This window comes from Lentibacillus sp. (genome assembly GCF_035301675.1).
Lineage (GTDB): Bacteria > Bacillota > Bacilli > Bacillales > Amphibacillaceae > Lentibacillus.
In genome coordinates, this window is sequence record NZ_DATGTT010000105.1 from 1 (window position 1) to 16,928 (window position 16,928).

The following is a 16,928-nucleotide window of genomic DNA, read 5'->3' on the forward strand; positions in this document are numbered from 1 at the left end:
CGATATCGAACTGATTGTTTATTATGCATCAGACGATTATATTGACTATCTGGAAAATGATACTCCTTTTGAATTAAAAGAGGAAATTGACATGTCAGATATTTTTCAGGGTGACTCGTATGATCGGTTTTTGATTTATCGTTTGGAATGAAATTAAAGTGTCCGTCTTGGCTTTTGAAGACTCATCTTTATATAATTATATCAAGCATTAATTTTTGGAAGTCCTCTAAGGAGAATTCTGACATGACCAGACTTAGGAATGTTTCACTTCAGACGAAAATACTCACCCTTATTATCTCGTTGATTCTAGTTGTAATTATATTATTATCTGGTACCTATATAGTACTTGAGAAAAAGCAAACTGAAGAAAGCACGAGCAGTTGGGCGTTGCAGGTATCAAAGACTGTGTCCTTTATGCCTTCGGTCAAAGAGGCATTTAAAGATTCGAATCCATCAAGTTCACTGCAATCAATTGCGGAAAACGTCAGACTTCAGGTTGGTGCTGAATATGTGGTCATCGCAAATGCAGAGGGAATACGCTATTCTCACCCTGACTCTTCATTGCTTGGAAAGCCAATGTCTGGTAATGACAATTACAGGGCTTTGATTTTCGGGCAGTATTATACATCTCAGTCAGAAAGTGCCCTAGGACCCGCATTGAATGGGAACTCCCCTATTTTTGACAATCATGGCAATATCATGGGGGTTGTTTCGGTAGGATATTTACTGGAAGATATCCATACTGAGATTTACCAAAAAATATGGGATATTAGTAAAATTTCCTTGATCGTATTATTCTTAGGTGCAATTGGCGGTATTATGCTAACAAAGAACATCAGGAAGGATACGCTGGGGCTGGAGCCGTTTGAAATTGCTAATCTTTATCGCGAACGAAGTGCTATATTGCATTCGATTAAAGAAGGAGTAATTGCCATTGATCAAAATGGATTGATTACCATGATGAATGAAACTGCCAGCGATATGTTAGGGGTGTACAATAACTACCTTCACAAACCGATCGAAACAATTCTTCCCAATACATTGATGTACCGTGTATTGGAATCCGGGAAAAATGAACAAAATCAGGAGATGTACCTTAATGATCGCTGGGTCATTGTTAACAGGGAAGTCATAAAGGAAAATGGTCAGGTTATTGGTGCAGTTGCAAGCTTTAGGGATAAAACAGAAATAAAGGAAATGGTTGAAACAATTTCTGAGGTTCGGCAGTACTCTGAAGATTTAAGAGCACAAACACACGAATACACCAATAGGCTTTATGTGTTATCCGGTTTGATACAGCTTGGCCAATACCAGGAGGCGGTTGATATGATTCAAACCGAATTGAAAATAAATAATACGCAAAACCATATTTTATTTGATCAAATTGAAGATAGTAAAGTCCAGGCAATTTTGTTAGGTAAAATAGGAAAAGCTTCTGAGAATAAAATCAGCTTTTCAATTGATGAAAACAGTTCGCTGAACACCCTGCCTGATCATATTGATATCTCAAGTTTAATAGCTATTTTAGGGAATATTATTGATAATGCATTTGAAGCCGTTGAATCAACTGAGGAAAAAGAAGTGACGTTATTTGCAACGGATATGGGTAATGATATTATTTTTGAAGTTGCCGATAGCGGTGAAGGTATTGATGAAAGTAAGCATTTATTTAAAAAGGGATTTTCAACCAAACAAAGTGGAAATCGCGGGTACGGATTGACGATTTTACAAGATACAGTCAATAGTTTAGGTGGTTCCTTAGAGATAAAGAACCATAAATCCAAAGGAGCAATTGTTACAGTTTTTATACCTAAACAATTGGAATTGAAAGGGGGATCTTAATTGATCAAAGTTGCCATTGCTGAAGATGATTTCCGCGTTGCAGGTATTCACGAACAGTTCCTGTCAAAGATAGATGGTTTGCAAATCGTCGGTAAAGTTATGAATGGTAAAGAAACACTTGATTTTTTAAAAGAAAATGAGGTTAATCTGCTGCTGCTGGATATTTATATGCCCGATATACTCGGCATCGACTTATTGCCGGAACTCAGAAAGAATTACCCGGCACTTGATATAATTGTTATTACAGCTGCAACTGATATTGAAATGGTAAAAAACTCATTGGGCTATGGGGTAATCGATTATATTATAAAGCCGTTAAAAATGGAACGTTTTATGGAGACGATAGAAAAATACAAACATAAACGAAATTTATTGGATTCTAAACCTGAAGTCAGTCAGGAGGAAGTTGATCAGATTCTTATGTCCAACTCGCATAATTCAAAGCAGGCCTCGAATCAGGAACTGCTGCCTAAAGGGATTGATCCTCTTACACTTGAAAAAGTAAAAAAGGTTATCAGTCATCAAAATCAGGGCGTAACAGCTGAAGAAATAGGTGAGGAAATGGGCGCATCAAGAACTACCGCCCGAAGATATCTGGAGTACTTAACGTCAACTGGAGAAGTGAATGCAGAGCTTGAATACGGTATAGTAGGCCGGCCTGAGCGAATCTATAAATCGCACAACTGAATTGACGGGGGACGAATGACTGTTAGAGGAGGTTAGTCATATGATTGATTTAAGAAGTGATACCCTTACACAACCTACACAGCGAACGATAGATGCGATAAGTGAGGCGAAACTGGGTGATGACGGACGTCTTAGCACTGACGGGAAAGGAGAGGACCCAACAGTCAACAAACTTGAAAAAACGGCGGCAGAAATTACAGGCAAAGAGGATGCCCTTTTTTGCAACAGTGGCACGATGGCTAATATTGTCGCGCTTCTGTCATATTGCAAAAGAGGGGATGCGATTGGAATTGATCCATTCAGTCATATTTATCAAAGTGAAGAAGCTATTTTTATGGAAGAATATTTTGGACGTCAAGCGATTTTATACGATTCAGATGATATGGGGAAGCCAATAGCCGAGAGCTTGACTGCTGTGCTTTTAAACAGAAGTGTAAAATTGCTATGTCTGGAAAATACATTTGGAAATAAAGGTGGCACTTGCCTTTCCGTTGAGGACACGAATGAATTATGCCAAAAAGCGGACGAACATGATATTCCTGTACATTTAGATGGTGCCCGTATTTTCAATGCTGCTGCTCACTTAAAAGTTGATGTTAAAAAGTTGGTTGAACAAGCGAATACAGTCCAATTTTGTCTTTCGAAAGGATTAGGTGCACCAGTGGGCTCTGTGCTATGCGGAACGAAAGATTTCATCAGTAAAGCCCGGAAAGTACGAAAATTAATTGGGGGCGGAATGCGGCAGGCAGGAGTTATTGCAGCGGCAGGTATAGAAGCATTGAAAGAGCTGGAATCACTGCAAAAGGATAATGAAAACGCCTTATTACTTTCTCGTTTGATTTTACATAACACCAATTTTAATCTGAATATGAAAGCGGTCCAAACAAATATTGTAATGATTGATGTTTCTCCAAGTGGTTTAACTGCTGAATATGTTCAAAAAAAATTAATGAAGAATGGGTTGTTGGTTAAAGCAACCTCAGAAAATCTGCTTCGCTTTACAATTTATAGGGATATTGAAAAAGAAGATATTTATCAAGCTGCTTCTCTTATAAATGAGTTTTTCAGATAGGATGTATTTGTTTCTGTAAACAAAATGAACAAAAAACGGTTTATGGTTTTTATAGAAGTTATTTTGAAAACGTTTGCAGATAAATATTTGTATTGTAAGATTATTTAAACACAATGAAATATTGTGTTATTTCGTTTTTACGAAGGGGATTAATAAAATATTTTGGGAGGGTTATCATGAGAAAACTTATATTCTTGTCTTTATTGGTACTTGTTATGATTGTTGCCGTGGCATGTAATGATCAAGAACAAGCCTCAAGCGAAGGGGAAGGGGAGTTCACCCCGGAAGAATCAATTGAAATTGTAGCACCTGCCGGGGCTGGCGGCGGCTGGGATACAACTGCCAGGTCCGTTGCTCAAATATTAGATGAAGAAGGTATTATCGATCAGGACATCGGTGTTGTCAATAAAGAGGGTGGAGGAGGCTCAGTTGGCTGGTCGTACATCAATAGTAAGGAAGGAAGTCCCTACAACCTGTTTGTGTCATCTCCACCACTAATCTTTGTGCCGCTTAATGGCCAAACGGAGTTAACATACGAAGATTTCACACCGATTGCAAATATGATTGCTGATTACGCTGCTTTCGCAGTCAGGAAAGATGCAAAATGGGATGATTTGAATGAACTTTTTGAAGATATGAAAGAAGATCCTTCCAAGATCACAGTTGTTGGAGCTTCTTCACCAGGCAGTATGGACCATATGCAGTTTGTGAAAATTGCCAAAGAAGCTGGCGTGGATGTCACAAAAATTAAATACGTGTCCAACCAGGAGGGTGGAGCTTTGACTGATCTGCTTAATGGAAGTGTTGACGTCTATTCCACTGGTGTTGCTGAAACAGTTGAACAGGTTAAAGCCGATAAAATTAAAGTGCTCGGTGTTACATCACCTGAACGACTGGAAGGGGAAGTTCTGTCCACATTCCCTACAGCTAAAGAACAGGGGATTGACGCCACATTCGTAAATTGGAGAGGATTCTTCGGTCCGCCAAACATGGATGAAAGTGCCATCAAGTATTATGAAGAGAAATTTAAAGAAGTCAGTGAATCAGAAGCGTTTGCTGATATCAGAAGTAAATATGGATGGTCCAAAAAATTCATTGGCCATGAAGAATATAAGGAATTCTTAGCAGAGCAAACGAAAGAGTTAAAAGGGTTAATGGAGGAACTTGGTTTAGCTCAATAAATAGCTGCTTAGGGAGCCAATGTGAAATGACATTGGCTCCAATCATTTAAAGGTGAAAGTGTGGTGGAGAAAGCATGCTAAAATCCTCTGATCGAAAAATAAGTCTTGTCTTAATTGCACTGGCTGTTGGCTACCTGATATTAAGCTATCAGCTGCCTCCTTATCCATTTGTGCCGGTCGACTCAGATTTGATGCCAAAAGCACTAGGGTATTTACTGATTATTTTAGCGATTGGCTTATTTTTCAGTGGAAAGAATGAATCAGAAGAAGACAAACAAGAAAATGCCACATCAAAATCGGAGCTGCTTGTGCTGCTGACGGTAACGGCAATGGTGTTGTTATACATTTTTATGTTGGAAGTCTTAGGGTTTGTTATTGTTACGGTATTATTTGTTTTCTTTTGCTCCTGGTTTCTTGGTTATAAGAACTTTAAAGTGAATGCAGCCGTTTCAATCTTATTTCCCGTAATCTTATACTACATTTTTAACTATCTGCTGCAAATTACTTTGCCTGGCGGGATTCTGCCATTTTAAAGGAGAGATGAAAACATGAATGCAATGCAAGGTTTGTTGCAAGGATTTCAAATTGCTTTCAGTTTAGAAGGAATAATGTTTGTCTTAATTGGAGTAGCGGCGGGGACATTAATTGGCATGTTGCCAGGCTTAGGCCCGATTACGGCTATTGCAATCATGATACCAATGATTTACGGTATGGACCCAACTTTAGCAATGGTGCTGATGGCGGGGGTATACTATGGCGCTGTTTTCGGGGGATCCACAGCCTCGATCCTATTAAATGCACCGGGTATTTCCGGTACAGTTGCCACAGCATTTGATGGCTATCCAATGGCTCAGCAGGGAAAAGCCGGACAAGCACTAGCCATCGCGGCCATCTCATCTTTTACGGGTGGCACAGTCAGTGTTGTATTATTAATGCTGTTTGCACCGGCCTTGGCTTCTGTTGCGGTTTCGTTTGGACCGGTGGAATACTTTGCGCTCATGTTTATGGGATTGGCGGCCATATCGAGTCTCTCAGAAGGATCGGCTATTAAGGCATTGATTTCAGGTGTGTTGGGACTCATGGCTGTTACAATAGGTATTGATGCACAGACTGGCACGCCGCGTTTTACGTTTGGGAACGCAAATTTATTGGAAGGTATCGATTTTCTGGTTGTTGCTTTAGGGCTTTTTGCCATTGCTGAAGTTGCTTTTTTGGTCAAAAATCGTAATGACGATAGCTTATCAAAAACACAGAATATCGGGAGCCTTAAATTAACTAAAAAAGACTTCAAAGAAATGCGAGGTCCTTTATTAAGGCATTCTCCTCTAGGATTTATAATGGGCGTGCTTCCTGGTGCAGGTGCAACGGTTGCATCATTTATCAGCTATATCACGGAAAAGAGGTTTGCAAAAAAACCGGATGAATTCGGTAAAGGTGCGATTAAAGGGCTTGTTGCACCGGAGACATCCAATAATGCTGCTACGAGTGGAGCATTTGTGCCATTATTGAGTTTAGGTATCCCCGGGTCAGGGACAACAGCTGTTATGCTGGGGGCACTCCTTGTGTTAGGGATAAATCCGGGACCACTGTTATTTCAAGACCATCCTGATGTGTTTTGGGGTGTAGTTGCCAGTATGTATATAGGAAATCTGTTTCTTCTGGTTTTAAATCTCCCGTTAATTCCTTATATCGCAAAAATATTAAAGATTCCGCGTCCGTTATTAATATCATTGGTTGTGATGTTTTGTATCATTGGTGTTTATTCGATAAGCTTTAATGTTTTTGATTTATACCTACTGCTCATTTTTGGTGTGATCGGATATCTTTTCCGTATTTATTCATTTCCTGCACCTCCATTCATACTTGCATTTGTACTGGGTGGAATGATGGAGCAGTCTTTACGGCAGGCGTTAACAATCTCAAATGGTAACTTCATGATATTTTTGGAAAGTCCGATTGCGATAGGGCTTTTTGCCGTTTCGATTCTATCTTTCGCCTTCCCGTTTTTCAGAAACAGAAAAGAAAAGAAGGCAAATTAAAACTTATTAAAGTGCGTGTTCAAAAAGGAGGGTAACAAGGACCGAGAAGTTCGAGGAGGCGCAGTTTCGAGCAGCGGGATGTATGCTTTTAGATCATGAGCCGCGGAGAAACAAGCCAACGACAAAATTCGATGTGTCATTTTTACAGGACTTTTTGAACAACCTCTTAAACTATAAAAACAGTGAATTTTTCCGGAGGCTGATGAGTAATCAGGAATTGGTTTTTGTTGCTTGTTGAAGGGTGGATTGGATGTGATTGGACAGATTACGGGTCAGAGGTTTCTTAATACAAGGTGGCTGCAATTTTTCATCGTCGTCTCCTTATTCGTAACTGGTTTGTTTTTATCTTCACCAGTCTCCAGCTTAAATGATCAACAGTGGAAAACACTTCTGCTGTTGGTCATATCTATTTTTCTATGGTCAACAAAATTTCTTCCACTGGGTATCAGCTCATTATTTATCATAGCTGTAATTATGATTTTCAACCTTGCAGATTCTTTTTCATCAGCAATTTCCGGATTTGTAGCATCAGCACTGTATTTTGTTCTAATTGTTTCAATGATTAGCAAGGTGATGGTAAAAGTCGGATTGGACAAAATGATTGCCGTTTTTATTCTGCGTCTATCATCAGGAAATATTATAAGAGTGTTGCTGGGATTTGTTATTGCGGCCATGGTATTACCTATCTTGATGCCATCTGCAGTAGCCCGTTTTCGGATGTTTCATCCTTTAATTGATTCTGTGAATAATTTTTATGAATTGCCGGAACAAAGTGCGTTTAAACAATTTTGTAATTGGTTATTCAGTGGAGTTAATCAATTTTTGACCATGATTGTTCTGACAGGAGGCGGTTACCCGATACTTGCATCGGAATTATTGGATGAAGCAGGTTATTCCATGACATGGATCTCCTGGTTTTTATACATGATGCCGCCTATTTATGCCGCGGCGGTTATTATTGTCATTTTTGCATTTTTTTATTTTCGCGTTTGGGATGATTTGGGTGAGTCTTCACGTAACAAAAAAATATCAGAGCCTAAAAGCAATCGATCATCGGATAATACCTATGATAAAAGGAAAATGCATATTGTATTCATTTTAATTATCTTGATGATAGCTGCCTGGTTATTGGGCAGTAGCACGAGTATGCCGACCATTCTTCCTCCAATTCTTGTATTGATCATATTGTCTCTGCCGGGAATTCGATTGTTCTCGGATCTGGATTTTCGAAACTTTGAATGGGAGACGTTTATTTTCATTGGTTCGGCATTATCTCTGTCAAATATAGTACAACAAACAGGTACGGCAGATTGGCTTGCCAACATATTATTCGGTTGGATTTCACCTGCATATTCCGATGTCATATCCCTGTTTTTGCTAATGCTAATGATTTTGCTTTTAAGGATGTTTTTCACAAGTCCAACAGGTGCGATTGCGGTCATATTACCACTGGCAGTTTCTTTTGGAAATTCTTTGGGACTGCCCATTTTAAGTGTTTCATTGTTAACGATACTTATCATTGGAAGCTTAATGATATTACCGATTTATTCCAATACAACTATCATTGCTTACCAGTCCGGCGTTCTCACGTTGAAAGATCAATTTATACTGGGGACTGTTTTACTGATTACGATAATGATAAGTGGTTTATTGGCTGCTATTTATTTATGGTAGTGACTTTTATGAAAGCAGCAGCATAAACTCGTGTGACGACACTACAAAACACAGCGGGATCCTATCATTCTTCAAAACAGAATCCCGCTGTCAATTCAAATCGTATTATTTAAAAAACGTATTGAATGTCTGGAACAACTGCTCAAAACGGTTCAGAATATTAAGTGCCACAAGTCCGTTGCCTTCAGCCGATTTTGGATAGCCTAATGGAACGGTGCGCCTGACTAGCTGCGCATACAGTTCTGCTTCTGTCAGTTTCCGGCCAAATTGCGTCTCGGCGATACTTGTGACCAAGGCAAGTGCACCGGATACATGCGGTGCCGACATTGATGTACCGGAAAGTCGTGCGTATTTTTGATCTTTGTATGTCGACAGGATATCTACGCCGGGAGCGACGATGTCAATTTCGTCATTCGTGTTGCTGAATGGAGCGATTTCGCGGTCATAATTGACAGCACCGACTTGAACAACTTCATTATAAGCACCCGGAAAGGCGGTTTCATCTGTATCGTGGCGGTCGTCCCCTTCATTTCCGGCGGCACAAACAACCGGAATGCCAGAATCAATCGCCTGTTTAACTGCTTCATATAATTCCGGGACATCTTCCGGACCACCGAGGGACATGGAAATCGCGCGTACTTTTTCACCATTCGGACCTTTCCAGTCAGCTGCATAATTGATGCCGTCAATAATCCATTGATAGTCTCCGCTTCCATTGTCGTCAAGCACTTTGACAATCAGCAGTTTGGCATTTGGCGCAACACCCGCGATTCCTTCTTCCTTTCCCACAGCGGCGGCTGTTCCCGCGACATGAGTGCCATGACCGTTGCCATCGCCGTACTCGGTTTCATCGCCATCATTCGTAAAGTTTTTGCCATCAATCACTTGCCCGTCTAAATCAGGATGGTTCGTGTCACAACCTGTGTCAATGATGGCAATGACATTACCACCGCCTTCATCCGCTTGCTCCCATACATCCGGAGCCTGAATCATCTGTACGCCCTGGGGAACTTCTTTAGCAGTATCTTTAATTTCTTCCACTTGATAAGGAATCAGACGCATTTTTGCCATTATTTTTCCCTCCTAAAAAATGGTTGTATTTATTATAATCTAAATATTGCGATTCCCGAAGGTCTTTCATACAAAACGGGTATAAAGATTCAATTTTAATACGGTTGAAAGTCCCGTACTGAACGACTGCATATTATGTGTTGTTTTTCGGCGCATGAAATGATAGGATAAAGATGGGTTAACTGAATAAACACACATGTTACTGACTAGATTAGGCATGGTGGTATTTTAAAAGGGGACACGTCTCTCCTTTATACCGCCATGCTTTTTTATTCGGCAATGTTTCATACTAATGCATGAAGAAAGTCAATCATCGAAAGGGAGTGCAGCAACATGTTTAAAAATTTATTTAAAAAAAGCGATTCCAATACGGAGATTTACACACCGGTTAATGGGGAAATTGTTCAGCTTGAGGAGGTGCCTGATCCGGTCTTCAGTCAAAAGATGATGGGGGATGGCCTTGCTGTCAATCCGTCAGAAGGAAAAATTTATTCACCGGTTGACGGGGAAGTCGTCCAAATTCCGGAGACGAAGCATGCGATTGGGCTGCGCGCTAAAGATGGCACCGAGGTGCTTGTGCACATCGGGCTTGAGACAGTTTCGCTGGAAGGGAAAGGTTTTACCACTTCCGTCAGTACAGGTGACAACGTGTCTATCGGTCAGCCACTGATGGAATTTGACCTGGCATATATCCGGGAGAATGCTTCAAGTGATATGACACCAATTGTTATTACAAACGCACAGGAAACCGGAAAACAATACACGATGACAGATGAAAAAGAAGGCAAGGCAGGCGAAACCGTGATCATTACCGTGTCGGATAAATGATCTCTGGTGTGAAAGGAGTGCTTTCTGATGAAGATCAGGAAGATATTGAATAATAATGCTGTCATTGTGATGGATGACGGGGAAGAGAAGATAGCGATCGGCTCGGGACTCGGTTTTGACAGGCAAAAAAATGACGTGATTAACCCGCGAATGATTGAGAAATTATTCGTCTTAAAGGAAAACGAAAAACTGCAGCAACTTCTGCTCCGGATCCCGGAAGAACATTTTACCTTGTCCGAGGAAATTATCACGCATGCCGAGGAGCAGCTGAATATTGAGCTGAATGAACACATTCGGGTACAGCTGGCCGACCATATATCGTTTGCCATTGAACGTGAACAAAACGGCATTCAGCTGAAAAATGCGCTGCTGCGTGAGATTAAAGTGTTGTACCGGCAGGAGTTTGAGATCGGATTGTGGGCCATCGAACGCATCAAAAATGTAATCGGGATTGAAATGCCTCTGGACGAAGCGGCATTTATCGCACTGTATGTTCACACGATGAAAGTTCAAGGAGGTGATATCCACGAAACGGTCCGGCAAACGACAATGGTGCAGACGATGGTGAAGCGAATCAGAGAATATCTGAACATTAGAATTGATGAGGCAGATATCTCCTATGAACGGCTGGTCACCCATCTTCAGTTTGCCTTAACACGGGCAAAGCATCAAAACAGTCATGTCATGGATAAAGATATGTTTGAAATGATCAAGCAAAAATACGATGTTTCTTACCAATGCGCCAGGCAGCTGGCGGAAGAAGCATCAAGATCATACGGCATTCACTTGCCAGAGGAAGAACTGGGGTACATTACACTTCATATTGAGCGGTTAAGAACACACTGATGAGCAGAATTAGGATTTATTTTGAAAACGGTTTAATAATCTTGCCTGTATGAAGGAAATGGCTCCCGAAAATATTATCAATTTGGAGGGAAACACAATGATGAAATATTTGCAGAATCTCGGCCGCTCTCTGATGCTGCCGGTTGCGGTATTGCCGGCTGCGGCGATTCTGGTTGGTGTAAGTAAATATATTGAGAAGATCGATGGCGCAGCTGCGGGGACGGTTTCGACGTTTCTGAATAGTGGCGGCTTGGCAATTCTTGATAATCTTGGCGTTCTCTTTGCTGTGGGTGTAGCTATTGGGATGTCAAGAGAGCAGGATGGTGCGGCCGGCTTAAGTGGTCTCGTGTCCTGGTTGGTTGCGACCACTGTTCTCAATATCAGCGGAGTTGCTGGACTCCAGGGTATCGAGGAAAATGCGGTGAATGATGCTTTTGGAAATATTGAAAACGTGTTTATCGGTATACTTTCCGGTATTGTTGCGTCGATTATGTATAACCGGTTCAGTCATGTGCGATTACCGGATGCACTTGCTTTTTTCAGCGGAAAACGCCTCGTGCCAATTATGAGTGCAGCTTCCATGATGGTTGTATCCGCGGTACTGTTCTTCGTATGGCCATTTGTCTATAATGCGTTGGTTTCGTTTGGTGAAGCGATTATTAGTCTGGATGCTGTTGGGGCAGGTATATACGGCTTCTTCAACCGGCTGCTCATTCCAACCGGTCTCCATCATGCGTTGAACTCGGTTTTCTGGTTTGATGTTGCGGGAATCGATGACATCGCAAACTTCTGGGCCAGTGAAGGTGAAAAAGGTGTAACAGGCCGCTACTTGGCTGGCTTTTTCCCGATTATGATGTTCGGTCTGCCGGCAGCTGCTCTGGCGATGTATCATACATCTAAAACAAAACGTAAGAAGCAGGCTGCATCCCTGTTGATGGCAGCCGCCTTCGCGTCATTCTTTACCGGTGTAACAGAAGCACTTGAATTCTCATTCATGTTCGTCGCACCTGTACTGTATGTTGTTCACGCCGCATTGACAGGGCTGTCACTCGCGGTTGCAGCCATGTTTGAATGGACTGCCGGTTTTAGTTTCAGTGCCGGTCTGGTTGACTATACCTTGAGTCTGGGTGTGCCGATTGCCAATCAGCCGCTGATGCTGATTCTGCAGGGCCTGGTATTTGCGGTTCTTTACTATTTCTTGTTCCGCTTTTTGATTGTGAAACTTAATTTGAATACACCAGGACGGGAAGAAGATGAACCAGGAGAAGGCGAAGTTGATGAGAGCTACAATGTTGAGGAAGGGACACTCGCTTCTGAAAAAGATGAAACAGCTGTGATGGCTGAGGAGATTTATCAAGGTCTTGGCGGTGACGAAAACGTTCGGACAGTTGATAATTGTGTATCCCGTCTGAGACTGGAAGTAGAAGATATGGATAAAGTTGATCAGGATAAAATTAAAGCAACCGGTGTACCAGGTGTCAATGTCGTTGGCAAGCATAATATCCAAGTTGTCGTCGGCACACAGGTGCAGTTTGTTGCTGATGAAATCCGGAAAATACGGAAAAAAGACGAATAAGGAAATGGAAGGGCGAACAGCGCTGTGGTGCTGTTCGCTTTTTGACGTTTGTTGTGGGCAGGGGTTCGCTGATAACGAACGAAAGCTGCTGATACCTTTTAAGAAACAACAGAGCTATGCCTCATTCAATTGGAAGGTGAATCGGCTTTCATTATCAAATTCACCTTTATAAAACCGCCGCTCAACGAATGCCACCCGGTTATTCCGATCAACCAGTAGAACGGTCGAGCAGCGGGTTCCATATTCTGGGGTTTTGATGAATAAGGGAGACAGTTTCCGCTCGAAATCCAGACCGACCCCCGTGTCTGGCAGTCGCTCATCCGGTGCTTCTTCGACATCGGAAATAATATCAAAAAGCGGATCAGTCTTAATTATCATATTTTGCCTGAGGTATGCCGCAAGCCTCTCTTTACCTTTTACGACTTTTGGCCATGGGGAGTTGAGAAATTCATTGCTTAACCCGTGGATGCCCTGGGAAATATGTGACATATCATCTTTTATATTGCTGTAATAATATAATTGCTCCGGGGTTCCGGCAATAAAATTAAATCCGGCATATGTATCCTTTTCATTTTGCAGCTTGGTGAAAAAATCGGCTGCAGGCATACTGCTTTCCAGAAAATCCTTAACAATATGTCCGCGTGATTTTTTGTTGTGCTGGTCTTCATTCGGATCACGGTAGTTGGTCAATGCTGCAATCCTGCCATATTTCGTAATCCCCAGCCAGGTGCCCATTCCAACCAGGTCCCTTCCCGCCAGGATATCAGGATTGTCATCCCAGAACTGAGTGGGAGCGGTCGGACGTTTATAAAATTCGTCTCGGTTAGCAGCGATGATTAATTTGTAATTCGGGTGATTCTGAAATTGAAAATTGATCAGACACATGGTGAACAGTCCTTTTTCTCTCATTATATCCTGCAGACAGTGCGATTCCAAGTAGATGATTTGTACTGAAGGAGCGGTCTATGGAGTAGATATCGGCAGAAGAGGGATGATATCAACAGAAGAGCAAAATTATCGACAGAAGAGGGATGATATCAACAGAAGAACAAAATTATCGACAGAAGAAAGGGAATATCAACAGAAAAATAAAAATATCAGCAGATGGCTGGGAATGTCATACGTAAAAAAGCAGAATTCCATAAATAAAGGTAATCGGCGGGGTGCCGATTACCACTAATTAACTATTTACTTATAAATATCTTAATTGTGTAAGTGGTTGACGCGTTCCCCGAAATTATCTGAATCATCTGCGGCGTCATTGTTCATTTTTAATTTCGTGTTTGCGGTAACAACGATTTTTCCGGAATTAATTTCTTTAGCATACTTTGTTGCTTGTTGAGGTGTCAGCCCTTTGTCGCGCAGTTTGTCATGGATGTTGGTTGTTTCCTCTACACCATTGAAAATCACTTTGGAGACTTTGTCCATGAATGAACTTTCACGGTTCTTGGACGTTTCTGTGCTTGTAATGCTCACGTCCGTTTTGTCATTAATTTCATCGGCATATTTGCCATGCGAAAAAATGGTAATGGTTGCATTACTGTAGCCTTCCAACTCCATTACGTCGACCGTTTTCACTGCTTCTGCAACTGATGAAAATGGACCATAAACTTCTTCTGCCAATTGCAGCACCTCCATTCTGAAAAGTGTGTATAGCGTTCTCTTCCCGCGTGGGGTCGATTTGAAACATAAAATTCAGCAGTTATTTAATAAGACTTTACAGAATGATATTTCATAAACGGATGATTTATGCTAGACTGAATGAATATGTCTTAAGAAAAAATAGTCCCCCCTTAATTTTGCGGGGCTATTTTTTATCTAATAGAAAGAAGGATTATTGATGTCGGAGAATCAGGAAAATCAACAATCATTAAGTCAAGCTAAACGAACAACGCTTATGCTCGTATTAATATCAGGGGCATTTTCAGCTATATTAAATCAAACGTTATTGGCCACCGCGCTTCCGAAAATTATGGCGGATATGAATCTTGGGGAAAGTACGGCTCAATGGCTGACATCCATTTTCATGCTCGTCAATGGGATCATGATACCGATAACAGCTTTACTGATTAACCGTTTCACCACCAGGGGGCTGTTCCTCACAGCGATGGGCCTGTTTGGGGCAGGGACCATTATATGTGCTTTCGCGCCAAATTTTCCGCTGCTGATGGTGGGGAGAATCGTCCAGGCTTCCGGCGCAGGTATTATCATGCCACTGATGCAGACGATCTTGATGCTTGTTTATCCATTAGAAAAACGCGGATCTGCCATGGGCATGTTTGGCCTGGTCATTGCCTTTGCTCCGGCAATTGGGCCGACATTATCCGGCTATCTGGTTGAGCATTTCCCTTGGAGAAGCTTGTTTTATGTCGTCTTTCCCATCATCGTCATCGATGTCGTCATTGCATACTTTTTGCTGCGGAATGTTACCGAGCGAACGTTCCCGAAAGTGGATGTGCCGTCCATCATTTTGTCGACATTCGGTTTTGGCGGTCTGCTGTTCGGATTTAGCGTCGCCGGTTCGGCTGCGAACGGATGGGGCAGCCCTCAAGTGATGATATCCATGGTTGTAGGTGCTGTGTCGCTGACGTTCTTCATTTTCAGACAGCTGAGACTCCCCCAACCGATTCTGGAATTCCGGATTTTCAAGTATAAAATGTTTACCCTGGCGACAGTGCTGGGAATGGTTGTATTTATCGCTATGATTGGCGCAGCAACCGTTTTACCTATCCTGATGCAGAACTACCTTGGCTTCAGTGCGCTAGAATCAGGACTGGCACTGATGCCTGGTGCAGCCATCATGGGGATAATGAGTCCGATAACTGGCAGATTATTTGATAGGTTCGGTGCTAAATACCTGGCGATTATCGGTCTGACGATTGTTACCGTGACAACGTTTATGCTGGCTGTATTGACGACTGAAACAACATTTGCCTATATTGCGACGGTAAATGCTGTCCGGATGTTTGGGGTGGCTATGGTCATGATGCCGATCACGACAGCCGGTTTGAATGAATTACCGAACAAGATGATGCCGCATGGCACGGCGATGAACAATACCATGCGCCAGGTAGCTGGGGCAGTCGGTACGGCATTGCTTGTAACGGTTATGTCCAATGCTGCTATTCCGGAAGAAGGAAGACAGGGCTTGGTACACGGCTCAAACGTGTCATTTGTTGTCGCAGGGGTTATTGCAGTTATTGGCATCGTTCTGGCCTTTTTCGTAAAAAATCCAAGGCATCATAACAGAAATGCTGTATAGCATATAATAGAGGAAGGCTTTCGTCAGTTCGGCTGGCGTGGCCTCCTTTTTCTGTCATAGGTTGGATTGTTTGTTTTATAGGCTCTCTTTGTAAATCTTGCTGCTCTTAAATGCCGCATTTTAAGGGTTTTGTATCAAAAACAACACCCGTTTAGAAAAATCTTTAATAGTAAAGCAACAGATATGAAAAAACTTGAAACAAAGCGAATCATTTTTCCGTATTACAATTTGGAATGGGGGAAGAAGGATGCAATTTGTGTCGATCGACTTTGAAACGGCGAATGAAAAGCGCAGCAGTCCGTGTGCGATTGGGATTGCTGTTGTGGATGGAATTGAGATTGTTGATGAGTATTACAGTCTGATTAATCCGTTAACCCATTTTAGTTCGTTTAACACCCGAATCCACGGTATTACGGCAGGCGATGTGGCAGATGCCCCGACGTTTGCAGAACTGTGGCCGACATTAGACAGTTATTTATCGAATCACCTGGCTGTGGCACACAATGCCAGTTTTGATATGAGTGTTATCCGGCACACGCTGGATCAGTTTAATCTTACATACCCGGAAATGGATTACCTATGTACTGCAAATATTTCAAGAAGTGTATGGCCGGAACTTCCAAATCATAAGTTGAACACGCTTGCTTCCCGCCACGGCATTCAGTTTGAACACCACCATGCGCTGGAGGATGCCAGAGTCGCTGCGAATATTTTAATCGAGGCTTTAAAGACATATGATACGGAAGAGATGGATATATTTCTAAGGAAGTGCGGTATGTCAAAAGGCAGAATCTATGAACGGGGGTACCGTCCGCCGAAAGGGAAAAAACGTGCCAAACGGAGCACAAAA

At 42.0% G+C, this 16,928-nt stretch carries 15 protein-coding genes; 12 read left to right on the forward strand and 3 right to left on the reverse strand.

Going from position 1 to position 16,928, the window contains the following annotated elements; all coding sequences use genetic code 11:
- The first annotated feature begins 174 nt into the window (after positions 1-174).
- The 7 genes from VK097_RS14620 to VK097_RS14650 all read left to right on the forward strand — a co-directional run bounded on the left by VK097_RS14620 (position 175) and on the right by VK097_RS14650 (position 8,495).
- Positions 175-1,842, forward strand: a complete 1,668-nt coding sequence (locus VK097_RS14620; RefSeq protein ID WP_324212536.1) for a sensor histidine kinase — start codon at positions 175-177, stop codon at positions 1,840-1,842.
- A complete protein-coding gene (locus VK097_RS14625) occupies positions 1,843-2,529 on the forward strand; it encodes a response regulator (RefSeq protein WP_324212537.1) in 687 nt (228 codons plus the stop codon).
- 40 nt (positions 2,530-2,569) lie between these two features.
- Positions 2,570-3,601 carry a threonine aldolase family protein gene (locus VK097_RS14630; RefSeq protein ID WP_324212538.1) on the forward strand — a complete coding sequence of 344 codons (1,032 nt, stop codon included), beginning with the start codon at positions 2,570-2,572 and terminating at the stop codon, positions 3,599-3,601.
- A gap of 176 nt (positions 3,602-3,777) precedes the next feature.
- The gene (locus tag VK097_RS14635) at positions 3,778-4,782 is read left to right on the forward strand and encodes a tripartite tricarboxylate transporter substrate binding protein (RefSeq protein ID WP_324212539.1); all 1,005 of its coding nucleotides are present in this window, start codon (positions 3,778-3,780) and stop codon (positions 4,780-4,782) included.
- Between the two features lie 74 nt (positions 4,783-4,856).
- The gene (locus VK097_RS14640; RefSeq protein ID WP_324212540.1) at positions 4,857-5,315 is read left to right on the forward strand and encodes a tripartite tricarboxylate transporter TctB family protein; all 459 of its coding nucleotides are present in this window, start codon (positions 4,857-4,859) and stop codon (positions 5,313-5,315) included.
- 15 nt (positions 5,316-5,330) lie between these two features.
- Positions 5,331-6,821, forward strand: coding sequence for a tripartite tricarboxylate transporter permease (locus VK097_RS14645; RefSeq protein ID WP_324212541.1), 1,491 nt, complete (start codon positions 5,331-5,333; stop codon positions 6,819-6,821).
- A 252-nt stretch (positions 6,822-7,073) separates the two neighbouring features.
- Complete coding sequence (locus VK097_RS14650) at positions 7,074-8,495, forward strand: SLC13 family permease (protein WP_324212542.1); 1,422 nt, start codon at positions 7,074-7,076, stop codon at positions 8,493-8,495.
- A gap of 105 nt (positions 8,496-8,600) precedes the next feature.
- Here the strand turns inward: VK097_RS14650 and VK097_RS14655 are convergent, their stop codons facing one another.
- The gene (locus VK097_RS14655) at positions 8,601-9,566 is read right to left on the reverse strand and encodes a S8 family peptidase (RefSeq protein WP_324212543.1); all 966 of its coding nucleotides are present in this window, start codon (positions 9,564-9,566) and stop codon (positions 8,601-8,603) included.
- A gap of 333 nt (positions 9,567-9,899) precedes the next feature.
- Here VK097_RS14655 and VK097_RS14660 point away from each other — a divergent pair, with 333 nt between their 5' ends.
- The 3 genes from VK097_RS14660 (at position 9,900) to nagE (ending at position 12,816) form a co-directional block, all read left to right on the forward strand.
- Complete coding sequence (locus tag VK097_RS14660; protein WP_324212544.1) at positions 9,900-10,394, forward strand: PTS sugar transporter subunit IIA; 495 nt, start codon at positions 9,900-9,902, stop codon at positions 10,392-10,394.
- 27 nt (positions 10,395-10,421) lie between these two features.
- Entirely contained in the window at positions 10,422-11,240 is an 819-nt protein-coding gene (locus VK097_RS14665; protein WP_324212545.1) for a PRD domain-containing protein, read from the forward strand.
- Positions 11,241-11,337: 97 nt separating this feature from the next.
- A complete protein-coding gene (nagE, locus tag VK097_RS14670; protein ID WP_324212546.1) occupies positions 11,338-12,816 on the forward strand; it encodes an N-acetylglucosamine-specific PTS transporter subunit IIBC in 1,479 nt (492 codons plus the stop codon).
- Positions 12,817-12,930: 114 nt separating this feature from the next.
- Here nagE and VK097_RS14675 read toward each other — a convergent pair whose 3' ends face one another.
- Together VK097_RS14675 and VK097_RS14680 are read right to left on the reverse strand one after the other, a co-directional pair.
- The gene (locus tag VK097_RS14675; protein WP_414672188.1) at positions 12,931-13,701 is read right to left on the reverse strand and encodes an NRDE family protein; all 771 of its coding nucleotides are present in this window, start codon (positions 13,699-13,701) and stop codon (positions 12,931-12,933) included.
- 318 nt (positions 13,702-14,019) lie between these two features.
- Positions 14,020-14,439 carry a general stress protein gene (locus VK097_RS14680; protein ID WP_324212548.1) on the reverse strand — a complete coding sequence of 140 codons (420 nt, stop codon included), beginning with the start codon at positions 14,437-14,439 and terminating at the stop codon, positions 14,020-14,022.
- A gap of 217 nt (positions 14,440-14,656) precedes the next feature.
- Between VK097_RS14680 and VK097_RS14685 the strand changes: the two genes are divergently transcribed.
- The gene (locus VK097_RS14685) at positions 14,657-16,078 is read left to right on the forward strand and encodes an MDR family MFS transporter (protein ID WP_324212549.1); all 1,422 of its coding nucleotides are present in this window, start codon (positions 14,657-14,659) and stop codon (positions 16,076-16,078) included.
- 247 nt (positions 16,079-16,325) lie between these two features.
- The coding region (locus VK097_RS14690) for a 3'-5' exonuclease (protein ID WP_324212550.1) at positions 16,326-16,928 on the forward strand (603 nt) is incomplete at its 3' end.